General features: G+C 66.2%; 12 protein-coding genes. 4 read left to right on the forward strand and 8 right to left on the reverse strand.

Features of this window, described 5'->3' with window-relative positions; all coding sequences use genetic code 11:
- Window positions 1–87: 87 nt before the first annotated feature.
- From gpmA to ACTZQ5_RS02605, 3 genes are all read left to right on the forward strand, one after another.
- Window positions 88–774: a 2,3-diphosphoglycerate-dependent phosphoglycerate mutase gene (gpmA, locus tag ACTZQ5_RS02595; RefSeq protein ID WP_443583588.1), complete on the forward strand. Its 687-nt coding sequence runs from the start codon at window positions 88–90 to the stop codon at window positions 772–774.
- A 189-nt stretch (window positions 775–963) separates the two neighbouring features.
- Window positions 964–1,458 (forward strand): 5-(carboxyamino)imidazole ribonucleotide mutase, encoded by a 495-nt coding sequence (gene purE, locus ACTZQ5_RS02600; protein WP_443583589.1) that lies wholly within the window; start codon window positions 964–966, stop codon window positions 1,456–1,458.
- On the forward strand, window positions 1,458–2,513 hold the full coding sequence (locus tag ACTZQ5_RS02605; RefSeq protein ID WP_443583590.1) for a 5-(carboxyamino)imidazole ribonucleotide synthase: 1,056 nt from the start codon (window positions 1,458–1,460) through the stop codon (window positions 2,511–2,513). The genes purE and ACTZQ5_RS02605 overlap by 1 nt, the downstream gene beginning before the upstream one ends.
- Before the next feature lie 130 nt (window positions 2,514–2,643).
- Here the strand turns inward: ACTZQ5_RS02605 and ACTZQ5_RS02610 are convergent, their stop codons facing one another.
- From ACTZQ5_RS02610 to ACTZQ5_RS02620, 3 genes are all read right to left on the reverse strand, one after another.
- Window positions 2,644–4,557, reverse strand: a complete 1,914-nt coding sequence (locus ACTZQ5_RS02610; protein ID WP_443583591.1) for a CocE/NonD family hydrolase — start codon at window positions 4,555–4,557, stop codon at window positions 2,644–2,646.
- A 129-nt stretch (window positions 4,558–4,686) separates the two neighbouring features.
- Entirely contained in the window at window positions 4,687–4,986 is a 300-nt protein-coding gene (locus tag ACTZQ5_RS02615; protein WP_443583592.1) for a hypothetical protein, read from the reverse strand.
- An 11-nt stretch (window positions 4,987–4,997) separates the two neighbouring features.
- Window positions 4,998–7,844, reverse strand: a complete 2,847-nt coding sequence (locus tag ACTZQ5_RS02620) for a M16 family metallopeptidase (protein ID WP_443583593.1) — start codon at window positions 7,842–7,844, stop codon at window positions 4,998–5,000.
- A 168-nt stretch (window positions 7,845–8,012) separates the two neighbouring features.
- Between ACTZQ5_RS02620 and clpB the strand changes: the two genes are divergently transcribed.
- Window positions 8,013–10,592 (forward strand): ATP-dependent chaperone ClpB, encoded by a 2,580-nt coding sequence (gene clpB / locus ACTZQ5_RS02625; RefSeq protein WP_443583594.1) that lies wholly within the window; start codon window positions 8,013–8,015, stop codon window positions 10,590–10,592.
- Between the two features lie 56 nt (window positions 10,593–10,648).
- On the opposite strand, the gene ACTZQ5_RS02630 is transcribed toward clpB, so the two are convergent.
- The 5 genes from ACTZQ5_RS02630 to ACTZQ5_RS02650 form a co-directional block, all read right to left on the reverse strand.
- On the reverse strand, window positions 10,649–13,837 hold the full coding sequence (locus ACTZQ5_RS02630) for a TonB-dependent receptor (protein WP_443583595.1): 3,189 nt from the start codon (window positions 13,835–13,837) through the stop codon (window positions 10,649–10,651).
- A gap of 458 nt (window positions 13,838–14,295) precedes the next feature.
- Window positions 14,296–14,559 (reverse strand): hypothetical protein, encoded by a 264-nt coding sequence (locus ACTZQ5_RS02635; protein WP_443583596.1) that lies wholly within the window; start codon window positions 14,557–14,559, stop codon window positions 14,296–14,298.
- A gap of 303 nt (window positions 14,560–14,862) precedes the next feature.
- Window positions 14,863–17,922 carry a TonB-dependent receptor plug domain-containing protein gene (locus tag ACTZQ5_RS02640; RefSeq protein WP_443583597.1) on the reverse strand — a complete coding sequence of 1,020 codons (3,060 nt, stop codon included), beginning with the start codon at window positions 17,920–17,922 and terminating at the stop codon, window positions 14,863–14,865.
- 275 nt (window positions 17,923–18,197) lie between these two features.
- On the reverse strand, window positions 18,198–19,052 hold the full coding sequence (locus tag ACTZQ5_RS02645; RefSeq protein ID WP_443583598.1) for a M23 family metallopeptidase: 855 nt from the start codon (window positions 19,050–19,052) through the stop codon (window positions 18,198–18,200).
- A complete protein-coding gene (locus tag ACTZQ5_RS02650; protein WP_443583599.1) occupies window positions 19,049–19,249 on the reverse strand; it encodes a DUF2093 domain-containing protein in 201 nt (66 codons plus the stop codon). Before ACTZQ5_RS02650 ends, ACTZQ5_RS02645 begins: the two co-directional genes overlap by 4 nt.
- Window positions 19,250–19,257: the final 8 nt, after the last annotated feature.

Raw genomic sequence — 19,257 nt, forward strand, 5'->3', positions numbered from 1 at the left:
ATGCGGGACGCAGCGGATGGATGACACCGGGCCACGCGCGCACTATCCCCAGCCGGCACACGCCGTTCATGAACCCCGGGAGTCCTGATGCCTCGCCTAGTCCTCATCCGCCACGGCCAGTCCAGCTGGAACCTCGAAAACCGCTTCACCGGCTGGTGGGATGTCGACGTCACTGAAAAGGGGGCGGCGGAGGCGCGCGCGGCGGGCGAGCTGATGGCGGCGAAGGGTCTCGATTTCGACATGACCTTCACCTCGCTGCAGACGCGGGCGATCAAGACGCTGAACCTGGCGCTGGAGGCGATGGGGCGGCTGTGGCTGCCGACCGAGAAGGACTGGCGGCTGAACGAGCGCCATTACGGCGGCCTCACCGGGCTCGACAAGGCGGAGACGGCGGCGAAGCATGGCGACGAGCAGGTGCATATCTGGCGCCGCAGCTTCGACGTGCCGCCGCCGGTGCTGGAGCCGGGCAGCCCCTACGACCTGTCGCAGGACCGCCGCTATGCCGGCATCACGATCCCCGCGACCGAGAGCCTGAAGGACACGATCGCCCGCGTCCTGCCCTATTGGGAGGAGCGGATCGCGCCGGCGCTGAAGGACGGGCAGCGCGTGCTGATCTCCGCGCACGGCAATTCGCTGCGCGCGCTGGTGAAGCATCTGTCCAACATCCCGGACGACGAGATCACCGGGCTGGAGATCCCGACCGGGCAGCCGATCGTCTACGAACTGGACGACGCGCTGAACGCGACCGACCGGTATTATCTGAGCGAACGGTAAGCGCTCTCGTCGTCATCCCAGCACGGGCAACCTGTGCGAGGGCGACTCCCATGCCTTGTGCGACCCGTCACCCCGGACGTGATGGCGCTTCGCAGGGACGGCGCCGGCATCGGGATGACGAACCTTTGTGGCAATCCGGCGGGGACCGGGAATATTGCCCTCCCTCCCCTCCCCCGCTAGGTGCGCGCGATGGATACTCCGCTGGTCGGCATCATCATGGGTTCCACGTCGGATTGGGAGACGATGCGCGGCGCCGCGGACGTGCTCGCCGAACTGGGGGTGGCGCATGAGACGCGCGTCGTTTCCGCGCATCGCACCCCCGATCGGCTCTACGATTATGCCAAGGGCGCCGCGGATCGCGGGCTGAAAGTAGTGATCGCCGGTGCCGGCGGGGCGGCGCACCTTCCCGGCATGGCGGCGGCGATGACGCACCTGCCGGTGCTCGGCGTGCCGGTGCAGAGCAAGGCGCTGTCCGGGCAGGACAGCCTGCTGTCGATCGTGCAGATGCCTGCCGGCATCCCCGTCGGCACGCTCGCGATCGGCAAGGCGGGCGCGACCAACGCCGGGCTGCTCGCCGCGGCGATCCTGGCGACGCACGACGCCGCGCTGTCGCAGCGGTTGCAGGCGTGGCGGCAGCGGCAGACCGACGCCGTCGCGATCCATCCCGAGGGCGAGCCCGCCTGATGCTCGCGCCCGGCAGCACCATCGGCATCCTGGGCGGCGGCCAGCTGGGGCGCATGCTCGCCGTCGCCGCGGCGCAGCTCGGCTATCGTACCCATGTCCTCGCCCCCGATCGCGAGAGCGTGGCGGCGCAGACGGCGTCCAGCCTGACCCGCGCCGATTACCACAACCGCATCGTCCTCGCCGATTTTGCCGCCGCGTGCGACGTGGTGACCTACGAGTTCGAGAATATCGCGCTCGCCCCCGTCGAATGGCTGGCGGAGCGCGTTCCCGTCCACCCGCATCCGCGCGCGCTGGCGGCGGCGCAGGAGCGGATCGCGGAAAAGCGCTTCGTCGAGCAGGTCGGCGGCCGGCCGGCGCGCTGGGCGGCGGTGGACAGCCGCGACAGCCTGGAAGCGGCGCTGGCGCATGTCGGCACGCCGGCGGTGCTCAAGACCGCGCGCTTCGGCTATGACGGCAAGGGGCAGACGCGGCTGCACACGCCCGGCGACGCGGACGCGGCATGGGAGGCGATCGGCGGCCCGGCGGTGCTCGAGGCGTTCGTCGACTTCAGCCATGAATTCTCGATCCTGATCGCGCGCGGGCAGGATGGCGCGACGGTGCGCTACGATCCGCCGCACAACGTCCACCGCGACGCGATCCTGCGCAGCTCGACCGTCCCGGCGCCGCCGGCGGTGCTGGGTCAGGCGGAGGAGGCGACGGCGCTCGCCTGCCGCATCGCCGCCGAGCTCGATTATGTCGGCGTGCTCGCCTGCGAATTCTTCGTCGGCCGCGATGGGCCGGTGTTCAACGAGATGGCGCCACGCGTCCACAATTCGGGACATTGGACGATCGAGGGTGCCGAGACCTCGCAATTCGAAAACCACATTCGCGCGATCTGCGGCCTGCCGCTGGGCAGCACGGCGCTGACCGGGCGCGGCGTGGCGCTGGAGAATCTGATCGGCGACGATCCCTGGCAGCCCGCCCTGACCGAAGCGGGCGCGCACCTCCACCTCTATGGCAAGGGCACCGCACGGCCCGGTCGCAAGGTGGGGCACATCACCCGCGTCTCGCGCTGAACGCGTGACGCCTGATCCATCGGCCGTCATCCCAGCGCAGGCTGGGATCTGCTTGTAACAGCACAGGGCATGAGCCGATCGAGGCCCCAGCCTGCGCTGGGGCGACGTTTCCTTCGGTGTGGATGAGTCCCTATCGCACCACCGGCAGGTCGATGTAGCTCGCGTCCGGCCCCGCCACCGTCACCTTCTGCGTCGCCTTCACGTAATCCTTCGCCTGCGCGTTGAAGATGTTCGGTACGAACGTCTGCGGGTTGCGATCGTAGAGCGGGAACCAGCTCGACTGCACCTGCACCATGATGCGGTGGCCGGGCAGGAAGACGTGGTTCGTCTCGGGCAGCGCGAAGGCGTATTTGAGCGGCGCGTCGGGCGTCAGCGGCTTCGCGACGGCAAGGTCTTCGCGATAGCGACCGCGGAAGATGTCCATCGCGACACCGAGCTGATAGCCCGCCATCTCCTCCTGCCGCGGCATCACGTCGGGGTAGACGTCGATCAGCTTGACCACCCAGTCGCTGTCGGTGCCGCTGGTCGATGCGGTGAGGTGGACCTGCGGCGTGCCGGCGATCGTCACCGGTGCGGTCAACACGTCGCTGGTGAAGGTCAGCACGTCCGGGCGGCCGGACAGCGGGCGCTGGTCGTCGACCAGCCAGTAGCGCCACGTCGAGCCCGCCGCATCGGTCGGCCTGGTCGGCCGCACGCGATAGGAGACGGGGTTGGCGGGATCGGAGAGATAGTCCGCGGTCTGCGCCGCGCCGCCTGCGGCCGCGAAGCCGAGGCTGCCGCCGGGTTTCAGGTACAAGGGCGTCGGCGTCGGCTGCGTCCAGGCCTGCAGCCGCTGCCACTGGTTGGTGCCGGACTGGAAGGCGGTGACCGGGGCCACGTCCATCGCCGGCTGGTCGCTCTTGAGATAATGCGCCAGGAACGGCCGCAGCACCTGCCAGCGCCACCATTTGGCGGTGTCCGAATCCCATTTGATCGCGCCGAGGCTGCTGCCGTCGCGGATCTCCTGCCCGTGATACCAGGGGCCGAGCGTCAGGAAGACCGTGTCGTTCGCGGTGTCCTTGGGTTCGAGCGCGCGGTAGACGGCGGGGGCGCCGTAGATATCCTCCTGGTCCCACAGGCCGGCGACGAGCATCGTCGGCACCTTGAGCGGCTCGCGCGCGAGGATGCGATCCATTGCCGCGCTCTGCCAGAAGCTGTCGTAGGCGGGGTGCGCGGCCATCTTGCGGTAGAAGCCCGACGCCTGGTCGACGCCCTGCGCCTTCGCCACGGCACCGGCCGAGACGTTCTTCAGCCAGTATTCGTAATCGTCGGCGGTGTCGGTGATCCACGGCGTGCCGGCATCGCGGGTGCCCTGCTGGCCGAGCAGATAGGACAGGCCGACTTGGCGGAATGCGCCGTTGTGGAACCAGTCGTCGCCGCGCCAGCCGTCGACCATCGGGTTCATCGGCACCGACACCTTGAGCGCCGGGTGCGGGTTGATGAGCGCCATCAGCGGCAGGAAGCCGTCATAGCTGATGCCGCTGATGCCGACGCGGCCGTTGGTTTCCGGCACGTTCTTCACCAGCCAGGCGATCGTGTCGTAGGTGTCGGTGGCATCGTCGGTCTTGGTCGGATTGTTGGGCGAACCCGCCGGCGTCGGGTTCATCAGCGTGATGCCCTCGCTGCCGTGCATGCCGCGCACGTCCTGGATGACGCGGATATAGCCGTCGGCGGCGATCACGTCCCACGGTCCGTCGCCGTGCGACAGCACGCCGGCGAAGCTGCCGGTATCGGGCTTGGTCTGCCCCTCCGCGTCATAGGGCGTGCGGGTCAGCAGGATGCCGGCATCCTTCGTCCCCTTGCGCATCACGATCACCGTGTGGAGCTTCACCCCGTCGCGCATCCGGATATCGACGACCTTGCGGGTATATTCGTAGTTCGCGTCGCGGGGCGCGAGCCTGGCGGGGCGTTCGTCATAGCTCTTCTGCGCCAGGCCGGCGGAAGCGCCGGCAAGGGCAGCCAGCAGGGCGACGGGGGCGCAGGCGGCGAGAAGCGGACGGATCATGGCGAGGGGCATCCCATAACGAAGCGGCCCGCCTTCGGAAGAAGGCGAGCCGCAATGTTTCGCGATTATTGCTCGCGTGTCAAAGGCCCGGCCGTCATCCCGGCATGCGCCGGGATGACGATGCTATGCTCACCCCGTGCGCTTGCCCGACAGCGGGAAGCTGCCGAACGCGCCGGCACCGACGGTGCCGGTCAGCGTGTCGCCCTCGGCCGTCGCCTCGCAATCGAGCGTCATCGGCATCGGCACGGTCATCTGCTGCTTCCAGCGCACCGTGTTGCCGTCGACCTCGCCCGACACGTCGCTCGACCCCATCGCGCCCGAGGCGGTGCCGGTGAAGCTCGCGCCGTCGCTCTTGACGGTCAGCGTCAGGTTCTGGTCGCCCAGCGGCGATTTCACGGTGCAGTCCCAGCTGCCGTCGACATCTGCCATCGTAACTCTCCTTATTGCGCTGCGGGCGCGGCGCCGGCGGATGCGCCGGCCACCGCGCTTGCCGGCACGACCTCGACCGGCAGGCCCAGGCTGTCAAGCTGCGGCTTCACCTTGGCCGCGTCGCCGACGACGATCCAGGTGATCCTGGCGGGATCGATCGTCTTCGCCGCCGCCGCGCGCAGTTCGGGTAGCGTCATCGCACGATACCGCGCGCCCAGCGTGGCGTAGTAATCGTCCGGCCGCTTGTAGAGGTCGTTGGCCTGCATCGCGCTCAGCACCGCCGGGGAGGTTTCGAACTGGCCGGGCAGCTTCAGCACCGCGTCGGCGATCGCCAGCTTGAACTCGTTGTCGGTCATCGGCTTGGTCGTCACGAACTGCTTGATGTCCTCCGCCGCGGACGCGATCGACGGCCCCGTCTTGTCCGCCTGCACGCCGGCGGAGACGACATAGGGCGCGGCATATTCCACGGTCTGGAAGCGACCGCTGGCGCCGTAGGACCAATGCTTGTCCTCGCGCAGGTCCATGTTGATGCGGCTGAGGAAGCTGCCGCCCAGCGCATCGTTCACGGTGTTGAGGACGAGCATGTCATCGGTGCCCTTGAGGCCCGTGCGCTGGCCGCCGACGATCATCGACTGCGGGCTATCCGGCCGGTCGATCAGTACGATGCCGGGCGTGATCGGCGTCTGCGCCGCGCCGAAGGTCTTGGTGCCGGCCGCGCCCTCCGGCTTCCAGTCGCCGAAGCGGGACTCCAGCGCCGCCTTCACCTCGGCGAGCGGACGGTCGGACACGACGAACAGCTTGGCCTTGTCGGGGCGCAACCAGGCATGCTGGAACGCACGCAGATCCGCTGGGGTCAGCGAGGCGACGGCGACCGGATCGCCGCTGCCCTGCGCCTTGGCATAGGGCGTGCCGGCGGCGAGGACGCGGGTGGTCATCCGCTGCGCCAGCGCGCCGGGGTTGGTCAGTTCCTGCTGGATGCCGGCGACCTGCTGCGCCTTGACGCGCGCCACCTCGGCCGGCGCATAAGCGGGGCGCCGTGCGACCTCGGCGAACAGGTCCAGCGCCGGCGCGAGATTGACGCTCGGGACACCCATCGTCACCGTGCTGCGATCGTTGCTGCTGCTGGTTCCCAGGCCCATGCCCAGCCGCTCGCGCGCTTCGGCGAGCGTGTTGACGTCATAATGCTCGGTGCCCTCGTCGAGCATGCCTACCGCAAGCTGCTGCGTTCCGAGCTTGTCGGGCACGTCCGCGGCATAGCCGGCATCGAAGCTCAGCACCGCCTGCGTCACCGGCACGGCGTTGCGCTGCGCATAGACGATCTCGATTCCGTTCGACAGGCGCGTGCGCTCGACCTTGGGGAACGTCAGCGCGGTGACCTGGCCCATCGCCGGGATCGGCCCGCGCGTGCCCTTCACCGGCTGTTCCGGGGCGGCGACCACGTCCTTCTTGGGCGGCACCTTCGCCTCGGCATAGGCATCGCGTGCACCGGGTACGACATCCACGGTCAGTGCCGGGCGCGACAGCCATTTGTCGGCGGCCGCCTTCACGCTGGCCGGCGTCTGCGCGGCCAGCGCGGCGAGGTGCTTCTTGTAGAAGCCGGGATCGTTCGAATAGAGCGCGCCCTCGGCAAGCGCGGTCGCCTTGCCGCCGAAGCCGCCGACCGCCTCCAGTCCGCGCACGGTTCCGGCGATGGTGCTGGTGACATAGCGCGACACCTCGTCCTGGGTCGGGCCGGTCCGCAGGAAATCGGCGAGCACCTCATCCACGCGCTTCGATGCCAGCGCCACGTCGACGCCGGGGCGCACGAGCCCGTTGATGGTGAAGGTGCCGACCTGCGCGAAGGCGCTGTCGTCGGCGGACAGCGAGGTGAACAGCTTCTCCTTGCGCACCAGTTCGTTGGCGAAGCGCGACGAGGCCATGCCCCCCAGGATGCCGGCGGCGACCTCCAGCGAGGGCGTATCCTTGTCGTTCAGCCCGGGCACCGACCAGTTGCGGGTGATCATCGTCGCGGCGACGCGATCCTTCAACGTCACCGTCTTGGCCGAGGGCAGCGTGACCACCGCTGCGGCGGGCAGCTCGCTCTTCGGACCCGACGCGATATCGCCGAAATACTTTTCGACCAGCGGCCTGGCGGTGGCGACGTCGATGTCGCCGGCAAGCACCAGCACCGCATTGTTGGGGCCATAATGGCTGCGGAACCAGTTCTTCACCGTATCGAGCGTCGCGGCGTCGAGGTCCTCCATCGAGCCGATCGTGTCGTGGCCATAGGGGTGCGTGGTCGGATAAAGCCCCTCCGTCACCGCATAATCGAGCAGGCCGTAGGGGCGATTGTCGCCCTGCCGCTTCTCGTTCTGGACGACGCCGCGCTGCTCGTCGAGCACGCCCTGCGTGATCGCGCCGAGCAGATGGCCCATGCGATCCGATTCGAGGAACAGCGCGCGCGGCAGCGCGGCGGTCGGCACCGTCTCGAAATAATTGGTGCGGTCGTAATAGGTGGTGCCGTTGAAATCGGTCGCGCCGACTTCCTTGAGCGGCCCGAAGAAGTCGCCCGGCGCATTCTCCGAACCGTTGAACATCAGATGTTCGAACAGGTGCGCGAAGCCGGTCGAGCCCTTCGGCTCGTGCTTGGAGCCGACGTCGTACCAGACGCTGACCGCCACCACCGGCGCCTTGCGATCGGTATGGACGATGACGCGCAGGCCGTTCTTCAGCCGGAATTCCTGATAGGGGATGTCGATCGCGCTGACGAGCGCCGAGACGGGTGCGGCCTTCACCGACACCTTTGGTGTCGTCTGTGCGGAAGCGGGCACGGCGAGCGCGATCGATGCGACGCCAGCCAGCGCGAAGAACTTCGTCATGATGTGGAACCCTTCCCCGGTAGTCTTGAACGACTGTATGGGTGGAGCATAACGGTCGGCGGACGGCTGGCAAGCGGCATCCGGAAAAAGTCCGATCTGGCCGGGCCGTCACACTTGTGTTGCACAATGGCAACACCATATCGCGTCGGAACACGATCAGGGGCCACCATGAACCTCGAAAAATTCACCGACCGCGCCAAGGGCTTCCTCCAGTCGGCGCAGACCGTCGCGATCCGCATGAACCATCAGCGGATCACGCCGGAGCATATCCTGAAAGCCCTGCTGGAGGACGAGCAGGGCATGGCCGCCGGACTGATCCAGGCGGCCGGCGGCGATGCCCGTCGCGCCACCGGCGAAACCGATGCGGCGCTCGCCAGGCTGCCGGCGGTGTCCGGATCGGGCGCGCAACAGACGCCGGGGCTCGACAACGACACCGTCCGCGTCCTCGACCAGGCGGAGCAGGTCGCGCAGAAGGCGGGCGACAGCTACGTCACCGTCGAACGGCTGCTGCTGGCGCTCGCGCTGGCGCAGACCAATGCTGCGGGCAAGGCGCTCAAGACCGCCGGCGTCACCGCCGAGGGGCTGAACGCCGCGATCAACGATCTGCGCGGCGGCCGCACCGCCGACACCGCGTCGGCGGAGGATCGCTACGATGCCCTGAAGAAGTTCGCCCGCGACCTCACCCAGGCGGCGCGCGACGGCAAGCTCGATCCCGTGATCGGCCGCGACGAGGAGATCCGCCGCACCATCCAGATCCTCGCCCGCCGCACCAAGAACAACCCGGCGCTGATCGGCGAACCCGGCGTCGGCAAGACCGCGATCGCCGAGGGCCTGGCGCTGCGCATCGCCAATGGCGATGTGCCCGACACGCTGAAGGACCGCCGGCTGATGGCGCTCGACATGGGCGCGCTGATCGCCGGCGCGAAATACCGCGGCGAGTTCGAGGAGCGGCTGAAGGGCGTGCTCGACGAGGTGAAGGCCGCCGAGGGCGACATCGTCCTGTTCATCGACGAGATGCACACGCTGATCGGCGCGGGCAAATCGGAAGGCGCGATGGACGCCGGCAACCTGCTGAAACCGGCGCTCGCCCGCGGCGAGCTGCATTGCGTCGGCGCGACCACGCTCGACGAATATCGCAAGTACGTCGAAAAGGACCCGGCGCTCCAGCGGCGATTCCAGCCGGTGTTCGTCGGCGAACCGACCGTCGAGGACACGATCAGCATCCTGCGCGGCCTCAAGGACAAGTACGAGATGCACCACGGGGTGCGGATCACCGACGGCGCGCTGGTGTCGGCGGCGACGCTCTCCAACCGCTACATCACCGACCGCTTCCTGCCCGACAAGGCGATCGACCTGATGGACGAGGCAGCGAGCCGCATCCGCATGGAGGTGGAATCGAAGCCCGAGGAGATCGAGACGCTCGACCGCCGCATCCTGCGCCTCAAGATCGAGCGCGAGGGGCTGCGCCGGGAAACCGACGCCGCCTCGATCGACCGGCTCGAGACGCTGGAGGGCGAACTGGCCAATCTGGAACAGCAATCGGCCGAGCTGACCACCCGCTGGCAGGCGGAAAAGGACAAGATCGCCGGCGAAGCGAAGCTGAAGGAACAGCTCGACGCCGCGCGGCTCGAACTCGACCAGGCGCAGCGCGGCGGCGATCTCGCCCGCGCGGGCGAGCTCTCGTACGGCCGCATCCCGGCGCTGGAGAAGCAGCTCGCCGCGGCGCAGGGCGCCACCCAGGGCGCGATGCTGCGCGAGGAGGTGACCAGCGACGATATCGCCGCGGTGGTCAGCCGCTGGACCGGCGTGCCCGTCGACCGCATGCTGGAGGGCGAGCGCGAGAAGCTGCTCAAGATGGAGGAGGTGATCGGCAAGCGCGTGATCGGCCAGGCCGATGCGGTGCGCGCCGTCTCCACCGCCGTCCGCCGCGCGCGCGCGGGCTTGCAGGACCCCAACCGCCCGCTCGGCTCGTTCCTGTTCCTGGGGCCGACCGGCGTCGGCAAGACCGAGCTGACCAAGGCGCTGGCCGAATTCCTGTTCGACGATCCCAACGCCATGGTCCGCATCGACATGAGCGAATTCATGGAGAAGCACGCGGTCGCCCGCCTGATCGGCGCGCCTCCCGGCTATGTCGGCTATGAAGAGGGCGGCGTGCTGACCGAGGCGGTGCGGCGCCGGCCCTACCAGGTCGTGCTGTTCGACGAGGTGGAAAAGGCGCATGGCGACGTCTTCAACGTGCTGCTGCAGGTGCTCGACGACGGACGCCTCACCGACGGGCAGGGCCGCACGGTCGATTTCAGCAACACGCTCATCATCCTGACCAGCAATCTCGGCAGCCAGTATCTGGCGAACCTGGAGGAAGGGCAGGACGTCGAGACGGTCGAGCCGCAGGTGATGGAGATCGTCCGCGCCCATTTCCGGCCCGAGTTCCTCAACCGGCTGGACGAGGTGATCCTGTTCCACCGGCTGGGCCAGAGCCACATGGCCCCGATCGTCGACATCCAGGTCGCCCGCGTCGGCCGGCTGCTCGCCAACCGCAAGGTGACGCTGGACCTGACCGATGCGGCACGCGACTGGCTGGGCCGCGTCGGCTACGACCCCGTCTACGGCGCCCGTCCCCTGAAACGCGCGGTGCAGCGCTACCTGCAGGACCCGCTCGCCGAACTGATCCTGCGCGGCGCGGTGAAGGACGGCGCGACGGTGCGGGTGGACGAGGGGGATGGGAAGCTGGCGTTGTCGGTGGGGTAAAAAGGGAGGCGGTCGCAAGACCCGCCTCCCCTGGGTTCAATCGCGAGCGGTCACGATCAGAAGTTGATGTCCACACCCAGACGGACGTAGCGCGGCGCCTGATAGGCGGTCGGACGACCGTAGTTCGGGTTGGCGATATAGGTCACCGGCAGACCCGTTGTCGGGCTGGTCGTCACGTCCAGTTCGCCAATCTCGTTGCGCTTGGTGATCGCCTGCGAGTTCAGCAGGTTGAACACATCGGCACGGAACGTGATGCTGTGGCCTTCGATCTTCGGGCTATAGGCGAACTGCAGGTTGATCGTCGACTGCCAGTCGCTCTTCTGCGCCGTACCGCGCGGGCTCGGCTTGCCGTTGCAATAGTGCGACGCTGCCCCATAGCCGTCCGCAAACAGATCGGTCGGGTGATAGCCGAAGCAGCTCAGCGACCGTGGCGACTGCACCTGGATGAACGTACCGACGTTGAACGTCTCGGTCGGCTTGATGTTACCCCACAGCTTGAAGATGTGGTTGTAGTTGTTGGGCAGGTTTCCGTACGAATAATCGACGAAGCCCGGCTGATCGAAGTCCTGCGTGATGCCTGCGTCGACCTGACCGAAGTCGGACTGAACGGCGCCCTCGATATTCCCGCGGGCGCGAGAGTAGGTGTAGCTACCACCCAGGCCATAGAGCCCGTCAAAGCCGCGATCGAAGTACAGCACGGCCGCGTCGTACGTCCGCTTGGCCTTACCGTAACCCAATGCCTTCGCCGTCAGGGTGACGGTACGATTGTTGATGTCGTAGCCGTTGGCGAGCAGGTTCACCGTGATGTCGCTGCCCGGGTTGTTGATCACATACTGGTGGTAGCCATCCCAGATCGCCGAGCATGGCACCGAAGCACCACCGCCCGTCGGCGTCGCCCGAATGTTGTTCGCGGTGCAATAAGCATTGACGGCCGCGTCGATCGCGGAATCTTCCGACGTCCGGTCGAGATTACGGTGCGTATAGGTGAGGCCAACGCGCCACAGTCCGAAGGTTTGTTCATAGCCGGCGATGATTTCCGTCTGCCGGGTCGCCTTCAGGTTCGCCGAGATCGCCTGCGTGGTGTTGATGTCTGCACCGTCACCCGTGACGTTACAGTTCGTCGTCGCACCGTTCGGCACCAGCGCGAAGGGACACTTCGATTGATACTGACCGTTGTTCGTCACTAGGTTGGTCAGGACCGGCAGGCCGTTCGAGCCGATACCGCTGAAGTTGTAGCGCTGGCGGAAGTAGAAGGACGGCGACCCCTGACGGTAGGCGGTATTGCTCGCGATCGGGAGATATTCCCAACCGTATGATGCGTAGAACTTGCCCGACTTGTCACCGAAGATGCGATATTCGGCGCCGATACGCGGAGCGTAATTCTTCTTGAGATCGGCGATCGGCGCCCCACTGGGCTTGTTGATCCGGAAGTCGTCGCGACGCGCACCCAAGGTCAGGGTCATGCGATCCGTCGGCTTCCACTCGTCCTGAATATAATAGGCCCTGTTCTTGGCTTTGAACATGCCGCCCGTATTATAGTAATTCAGCTCGACGACCGGCCCGGATGCGTTCGACGGGCGCACGATATAGGCAAAGCCGGCGCCGCCTGCCAAAGCATTATACGCCGCCGAAGAAATCGCGTTGTTTCCAAATTCGTAGGCACCCCCGTTGCGAACGGTAACGTGGTCAAGCGTGTTGTCTTCCTGATCATAACCACCGCGGACGTGGTGATCGCCCAACAGCGTAAAGCGCAGATCGGCGTCAGCACGAAAGAACTTACGCTCAGTGCTGAAGGGAAAATCGGTAGAGCCATTCCGCTGGGCATTATAGTAACCGTTGTTACCGACACCGAACACGGTGCCGCCCGACAGGTTCTGGATCGAGGGCAGGTTACCCGCACCAGCGATACTCACTTGATCGAAGCGATCCCGTGTACGGCCATAAGCGGCCGAGACCGTCAGCCAGTCGGTCATGCGACCGGTATATTTGCCGACGAAGCTCACGCCGCCCCGGTTAAATCCGGTGACTGCGGTTGCCGCGCCATAGACGTTCGGACCATTGCCGTACGTGTAAGGCACGTCCGAGCGCTGGTTGGTGTTGCGGGTGTCGAAGATCGTGAACTCGAGGTGTTGGCTGTCGATCGGATAGGCGTCGACCTTGGCGCCCCAGAAGGGATCGTCGTTCCGATAGGAATAAGCCGTGCCCTGACCATAAGCGCTACCCGCAAGCGGGCTGTTGCTCAGGCTCGTGACCCGGTTCATCTGCACGAGGCCGTAGACGAACAGACGATCCTTGATGACCGGTCCGCTGGCTTCCAGCGTGACCTGCAGCGTGTCGGACCGGTTATAGGCGGTGTCGGTGCTGTTCTGAACCTGACTGCCGTTGACGGTGTTACCGGTGAAGCTTTGAAGGTTCTTGCCCGGTGAAACCAGGAAATTCGGCGTCCAGTCGATGTGGGCCGCCGCCATATAGTCGTTGCTACCCGACTTCGTCACCTGCGTGATCACGCCACCGGTCGCGCGGCCGTATTCCGCCGGAAGACCGCCGTTCTTCACGTCGACGCTTTTGATGAAGTAGAAGGGGAGCGTCGTGCTGCCGAGACCATTGTCGAAGTTGGTCACGTTCATGCCGTTGACGTAATATTGGTTCTCGGCGACCGAGGCACCGGCGATCGACGGCAGATTGCCGAATGCGCCGTCGCCCAGCGACGTGCCGGGTGCGAGCAGGATGACCGAAGTCAGGTTGCGCGCCAACGGCTTTGTTTCGATGAAGCTGGCCACGTCGACGTTGAGACCAACGGTCGTGCCGCTGAACGCTGCGACGGCCCGCTTGCCGATGACGACGATATCCTGGCCACCGGATGCCGCGAGGTCGACGTTGAGCTGCGCCGTCTGCGACGCACGCACATCGACGGCATTGGCTGTCCAACTCGGCGTGTTCGGTGCGTCCACGGTCACGTCATAGGTGCCATTGGGTAGGCCGTTGATGAGGAACGAGCCGGTCGAACCGGTCGTCGCCGTGCGTTTCGTGCCTTGGGCGGTTGAGGTAATCGTCACGGTGGCGCCGCTGACGGCATTACCCGTGTTGTCCTTGACCGTGCCTCCGATGGCGCCTGAAGTGTAATCCTGCGCCGCGGCGGGTGCCGCGATGGCAGTCATACCAACGCCTGCACCAATGAGCGCCAGCGCCTGAAGTGCCGCACCCGCACGCAGCTTGCCGCGCGAAAATCGTTCGTTTCGTGTCATTCCATGGTCCCCCTACTCGGCACATCCCCTGATGCGCCGCGTGGCTCGCCCTCTGCGAAAGGGCGAATACGGACATACTTCCTCAGCGAGCCTGCTTTGTGCAAAGCAAAATTGTTACATGCCGTAAATCTCAGGACATGCGTGGGCAAAATGCCACACTTCGTCCCCATTCTGCCTCCGCTTGCCCAAGAAGACCGACACGTCGCTGCGGGCATTACTCCAGACACGTGCAGCTGTGATCTGCTTTAACAAGACACCTAGCCTTTATGTCAGTGTTGCAATCCAAATTGGCAGGGTGTCTTATTTGTATATGACACTTTTAATATTATACTTGCCTTAAACCTTTGTTTCACATCGTTTTATCGGCCTGCCTCCAACAAGCACAAAAAAGGGGCGGCTCCGCAGAGCCGCCCCGTTCTTGAGTCGCCACCCCCTCACCGGGGGCAGGATATTTGCGTTTAGAAGTTGAACTTGGCGCCCGCGCGGTACTGGCGGCCGAAGATGCCGTCGCCGCCCTGCACGGCGTTGTACAGGTACGCGCCATAGGTGACCGGATCGAGCGGGGGCAGGCGATTGAAGATGTTCAGGGCGTTGACGTAGAACGTGAACTTGTCGTTGACCTTGAAGCTCGCGTGCGCATCGGCCGTGATGTAGCACTTCACGCGGCAGCCGTAGTAGGCCGGCGCCTGGCCGCAGTCCTTGTAGGCATCGCCCTGGTCCATCGCCCACAGGTCGTAACCCGACGTGTAGTTGACGGTCCCCGACAGCGCGAAGTCGCCGAAGTCGAAGGTGTTGACCCAGTTGCCCTTCCACTCGAACGTGCCCGAACCGTCGGTCAGGTTAAAGTTCCCGAGCGGGTCGACTAGGTCTGGCGCACACCGTCAGCCGTCGTGCTGAGCTTGAGGATGAGGCTAGCGCGACGCTGTAGGTAGACGAGGGGATAGCAGGTGGCGTTGGAGTTGGCTAAACAAAAAAAGGGCGGCTTCCTGCGAAGCCGCCCCGTTCTACCGGTCTGAAAGGCTCGATCAGAAACCGACCTTCACGCCCGCCTTGAAGTAGCGGCCGAGGATGCCTTCGCCGCCCTGGACCGGGTTGTAGGCGTGCGCGCCGTAGGTGACCGTATCGATCGGCGGCAGGCGGTCGGCGATGTTCTGCACCGTCGTGTAGAAGGTGAACTGGTCGTTCACCCGCACCTGCGCGGTCAGGTCGACCGTGACGTAGCTGCTGACCCGGCAGGGCAGCGAGCCGTCGTTGAGCCCGCAATCCTTGTAGCCCGTGCCCTGGTCCATCGCCGACAGATCGTAACCGTCGAAATAGTTGGCGGTGCCGCTGAGCAGGAAGTCGCCGAAGTCCAGCGTCGACGTCCACACGCCCTTCCACTTGGGCGTACCCGAGCCGGCGGTCAGGTTGAAGTTGCCGAGCGTGCCGTCGTAGCGCTCGACGGACCCGTCCGGGAACTCGGTTTCGAGCTTCAGGATGTAGGTCGCTTCGGCATTGGTCGAGAAGCGGATGCCGTTGCCGAGCCGGAAGTTGGCATCGATGCCGAAGTCCAGGCCCGAGGTGCGCAGCGTGTTGGCGTTGATGAAGCCCGACTGGACGAACGCGATGCGCGGCAGCGTGCCGGCCGGACGCGGCGTCGAATCCGCCACGTCCGGGATGACGTTGTAGCCCGCCGGGATCGCCTGGCCGGTGTAGTAAGCGAGGATGGCCGGTGCGTTGTTGGCGGTCGTGATGACGTCCGTCTTGACGATGTTGTAATATTCGGCCGACAGCGTGATGTTGCGGGTCGGCTGAAGCACGATGCCGCCGGTGAAGCTACGCGACTTTTCCGGCTTCAGGTTGGCATTGGACAGCGACGTCGCACCGTAGGATGCGGTGCGGACGTAGGTCGGGCAGGTTGAGAAGGTCGCCTGCGAACAGCCGTAATTCGCCAGATACGAATCGGGGTAGGTGTTCGCGCTGGCCGTGACATAGCCCGTGGTCGGGAAGGTCGCGTTCGCCTCGCCGAAGCTCGGGATGCGGAAGCCGCGCGAATAGGTGCCGCGCAGCGTCACCTGGCGGATCGGCTTCACGATTGCGCCGAACTTCGGCGAGAAGTTGTCGATCCCGTTCGGATAGCGGTCATAACGGCCACCGGCGCTGAGCACGATCTGGTCGATGATCGGCGCGTTGACTTCGCCATAGGCCGAATAGACCGTGCGGCTGCCCTTCGTCGCGAAGCCGTTGAGCGTGTAATAACGCTGCGTACCGCCGTTGATGTCCGAGTTGATGCTCGGCGCATCCACCGCCTCGTAGCGGACGCCCACGCCCGCCGCGACCTGGAACGGGCCGCCCGGCAGCTGGAAGAGGTCGCCGTTGATCGTCGCATCCGCCTGGACCAGATCGGAGGTCGCGGTGTTGCGCGCCTCGGGGGCCAGGTAGTTCAGCGTCGCCTGGCTGTTGGCGGCCGGGTTGATGAAGTTGAGCGTACCGTCGTTGATGAGGTCCAGCAGATGCTGGATATAGACATAGCCCGTGCTGCGGCGCTCGAGATCGACGTGCATGCCCGTCGCCGTGACGTTGTAGCGCCACTTGTCGGAGATATCGCCCTTGATCCCCAGCGCGCCGCGATAGCCGCGGGTGCGGGTTTCGTCGCGCGTCTGCAGGTTGGGCAAGCGACCGAGCAGCGCCGCGGTCTGACCCGAAGCCGCGAACGGATTGTTCGGGTTCAGCGTGCCGTTCGCCGCGGTGCAGGCGACGGTGGTGCCGCGCGGGCAGACGTAGACCGGCAGCTGCAGGATGGTGTTGTTGCCGTAGAAGGCGATGTTGCCCTGCGTGCTGTAGCGCGGGAAGTAGAACGGAGCGGGCGCGTTGCCGCGCAGCACGGCAGGATTGCCGTCGTTGGCGACGTCCGTCTGGATGAAGTTCGCCGTTGCGAACACTTCGTTCGAATCACCGAACCGCGCGGTGAAGCGTGCCGATGCGCCGAACCGCTGGATCTGCGGATTGATGACGCCATAGTTCTGCGTCAGGTCTTCCTGGCAGACGGTGCGCGGCGCGAGCGGGTTCGCGGCAAGATCCGCCGCCGTCAGGTTGTAGGCGGTGCTGCGGATGCAGCCGGTCGACGGATTGAGCAACTGGTACCGACCGACAGGATTGGTGAGGCCCGGGCCGCTCGGTGCGACATACAGGTTGGTGCCCGTGCTGGTGACGATCGGGTTGAACGCCTGGTAATTGCCGTCCGCGTCCAGGCCATTGACGACGTTGTTGCTGCCCTGCACCCCGTTGTTCGAGATACCGCGATAGTCGTCCGAATTGTACGGGTACGGCCGCTGGCGATTGAACAGCTGCGCCTGACGGTAATAGAAACCGCTGATGTAGGCGTTGTAGCCGTCCTTATCGAGATCGCCGATGCCGGCGGTCAGCGACAGGCGGTATTGCGAGGCGTCGCCGCGCTCGGAGATGCCGGCCTCGGCGCGGCCCTTGACGCCCGTGATCTGCTTCTTGGTGATGATGTTGACCACGCCCGCGATCGCGTCGGCGCCATAGGTCGACGACGCGCCATCGCGCAGCACCTGGATGTTCTCGACGATGTCGTCGGGAATGGTGTTGAGATCGACGAAGTTGCGCGTGCCGTCGTCGGCGAGCGGATAGTAAGCGGCGCGCATGCCGTCGAACAGCACCAGCGTCGAGTTGGTGCTGAGGCCGCGCAGCGAGATCGCCGATGCGCCGGATGCGAAGGCGCCATTGGCCGAGAAGCTGTTGGTGAGCGCCGGGCCGTTGTTCGAGGCGAGACGCTGGATGCCTTCCTGAACGGTGCTGATGCCGCGCTGGTCGAGATTCTCCGCGGTCACGACGGTGACGGGGGACGGGGTGACTTCCGTCCGCAGCAACGTGCCGGTGACGACGATGTCGGCGCCCTGCTGCTCCTGCGGCTGGTTGTTGGCGACGTTGGCATCGGCCGGCGCGGTGGTCTGCGGCGCCGTCGGCAGGATCGTGCCGGTTTCCTGCGCGGCGGCAGGTGCGGCGCCTGCACACAGGAGCGCAAACGGCGTCGCTGCGGCGAGCAGCGCGGCCTTGCGCGTCAAACGATTCATCGTGGTCATGATTTTCCCTCGCTTGACCGGATGGCCATGCCCGCTGTGACGGTGCCTGCCCCCGGTTTTGCCAAAGCCCCCCTAAGCCGCGGCGCGGCTCCCAAGAGACATGCAACAGGAATGCGAGGGTGACATTTCGCTGTAAAGGCGCCGCGAGGGAAGGGACGCGCCTTTGACGTAGAGTGTCGCTAAAATGACACAGAAGCTGCCACGTTTATGCGCAAGATTGCGCAAAACTGCCGCGGTATCGGGCAAAAGTGACAGGATCCCGCCGCCGCCATGCGTCAGGGTGTTGGTGGCATCGCTCCGGCGACGAGCAGCGGATCGAGCCGCGCGTCGTGCCAGCGCAGGCTCCAGTGGAGATGCGGCCCGGTCGCGCGGCCGCTCGCCCCGACCGCACCGATCACCTGGCCCTGGCGGACGTGATCGCCGACCGCGACGTCGATCCGCGACAGGTGCAGGAAGGCGCTGTTGAGGCCATGGCCATGGTCGATCATCAGCAGGTTGCCCTCCAGGGTGAAGGGATGGTCGGCGGCGAGGATCACCACGCCATCGGCCGGCGCCGCCACCGGGGTGCCGGTCGGCCGCGCGATGTCGATGCCCGAATGGTAGCTGCCCGGCTCGCCGCGATAGATGCGCTGCGCGCCGAACAGGCCGGAAATGCGCCCGGTCGCCGGCCAATGGAACGGCTGACGCCAGCCGGCCGCGTCCGTCTCCACCGCACGCGCCGCCGCGATCGCGGCGAGTTCGGCCGGGCGGAGCCGTGCCATCACCGGATCGGGCGCCGGGAAGCGCGGCAGGCGATCGAGCCGTTCGATCCGCCAGGCGCGCGGCGCGACCGCCAGCGTCTGCACCGCCTGCCGCCCGTCGGCGAAGGTCGCCACCAGTGTCGCGGTGGCCGGTGCGTCGCGATCGAAGCCGGCGACGAAGCGGCCATCGGGATCGAGTGCGATCGCCTTGCCGTCGAGCGTCACGCTCAGTGCCCCGGCGGGCGCTTCGCCCAGGATCAATCCGCCTTGCGTCGGATTGCCGGTCCAGCGGAACCCTGCGGCGACCGGCCGGGTCGTCGCCGCCTGCTGCGCCACGCTGCCGGAGGCCGTCGCAGCCGCCAGCAGGGCGAGCGCGAGTGTGCGCCTCATCGCGGTGCCAGCGCCTCGCTGGCGAGTTCGGCGGTCGCAAAGGCCTCCTGCCGCGCCACGCTCCAATAGCGCAGCAACTCTAACGGGATGCGCACGCCGGTGACGCCGCAGACGACATGGTCGCCGGGGGTGAGGACGCGAAACCCGTTGGCCATGTAATGCAGGCGCGCGGGGCGATCGGAATTGGAAACGAGCATGGCGGGTC

It is taken from the genome of Sphingomonas cellulosilytica, from assembly GCF_052321755.1.
GTDB lineage: Bacteria > Pseudomonadota > Alphaproteobacteria > Sphingomonadales > Sphingomonadaceae > Sphingomonas.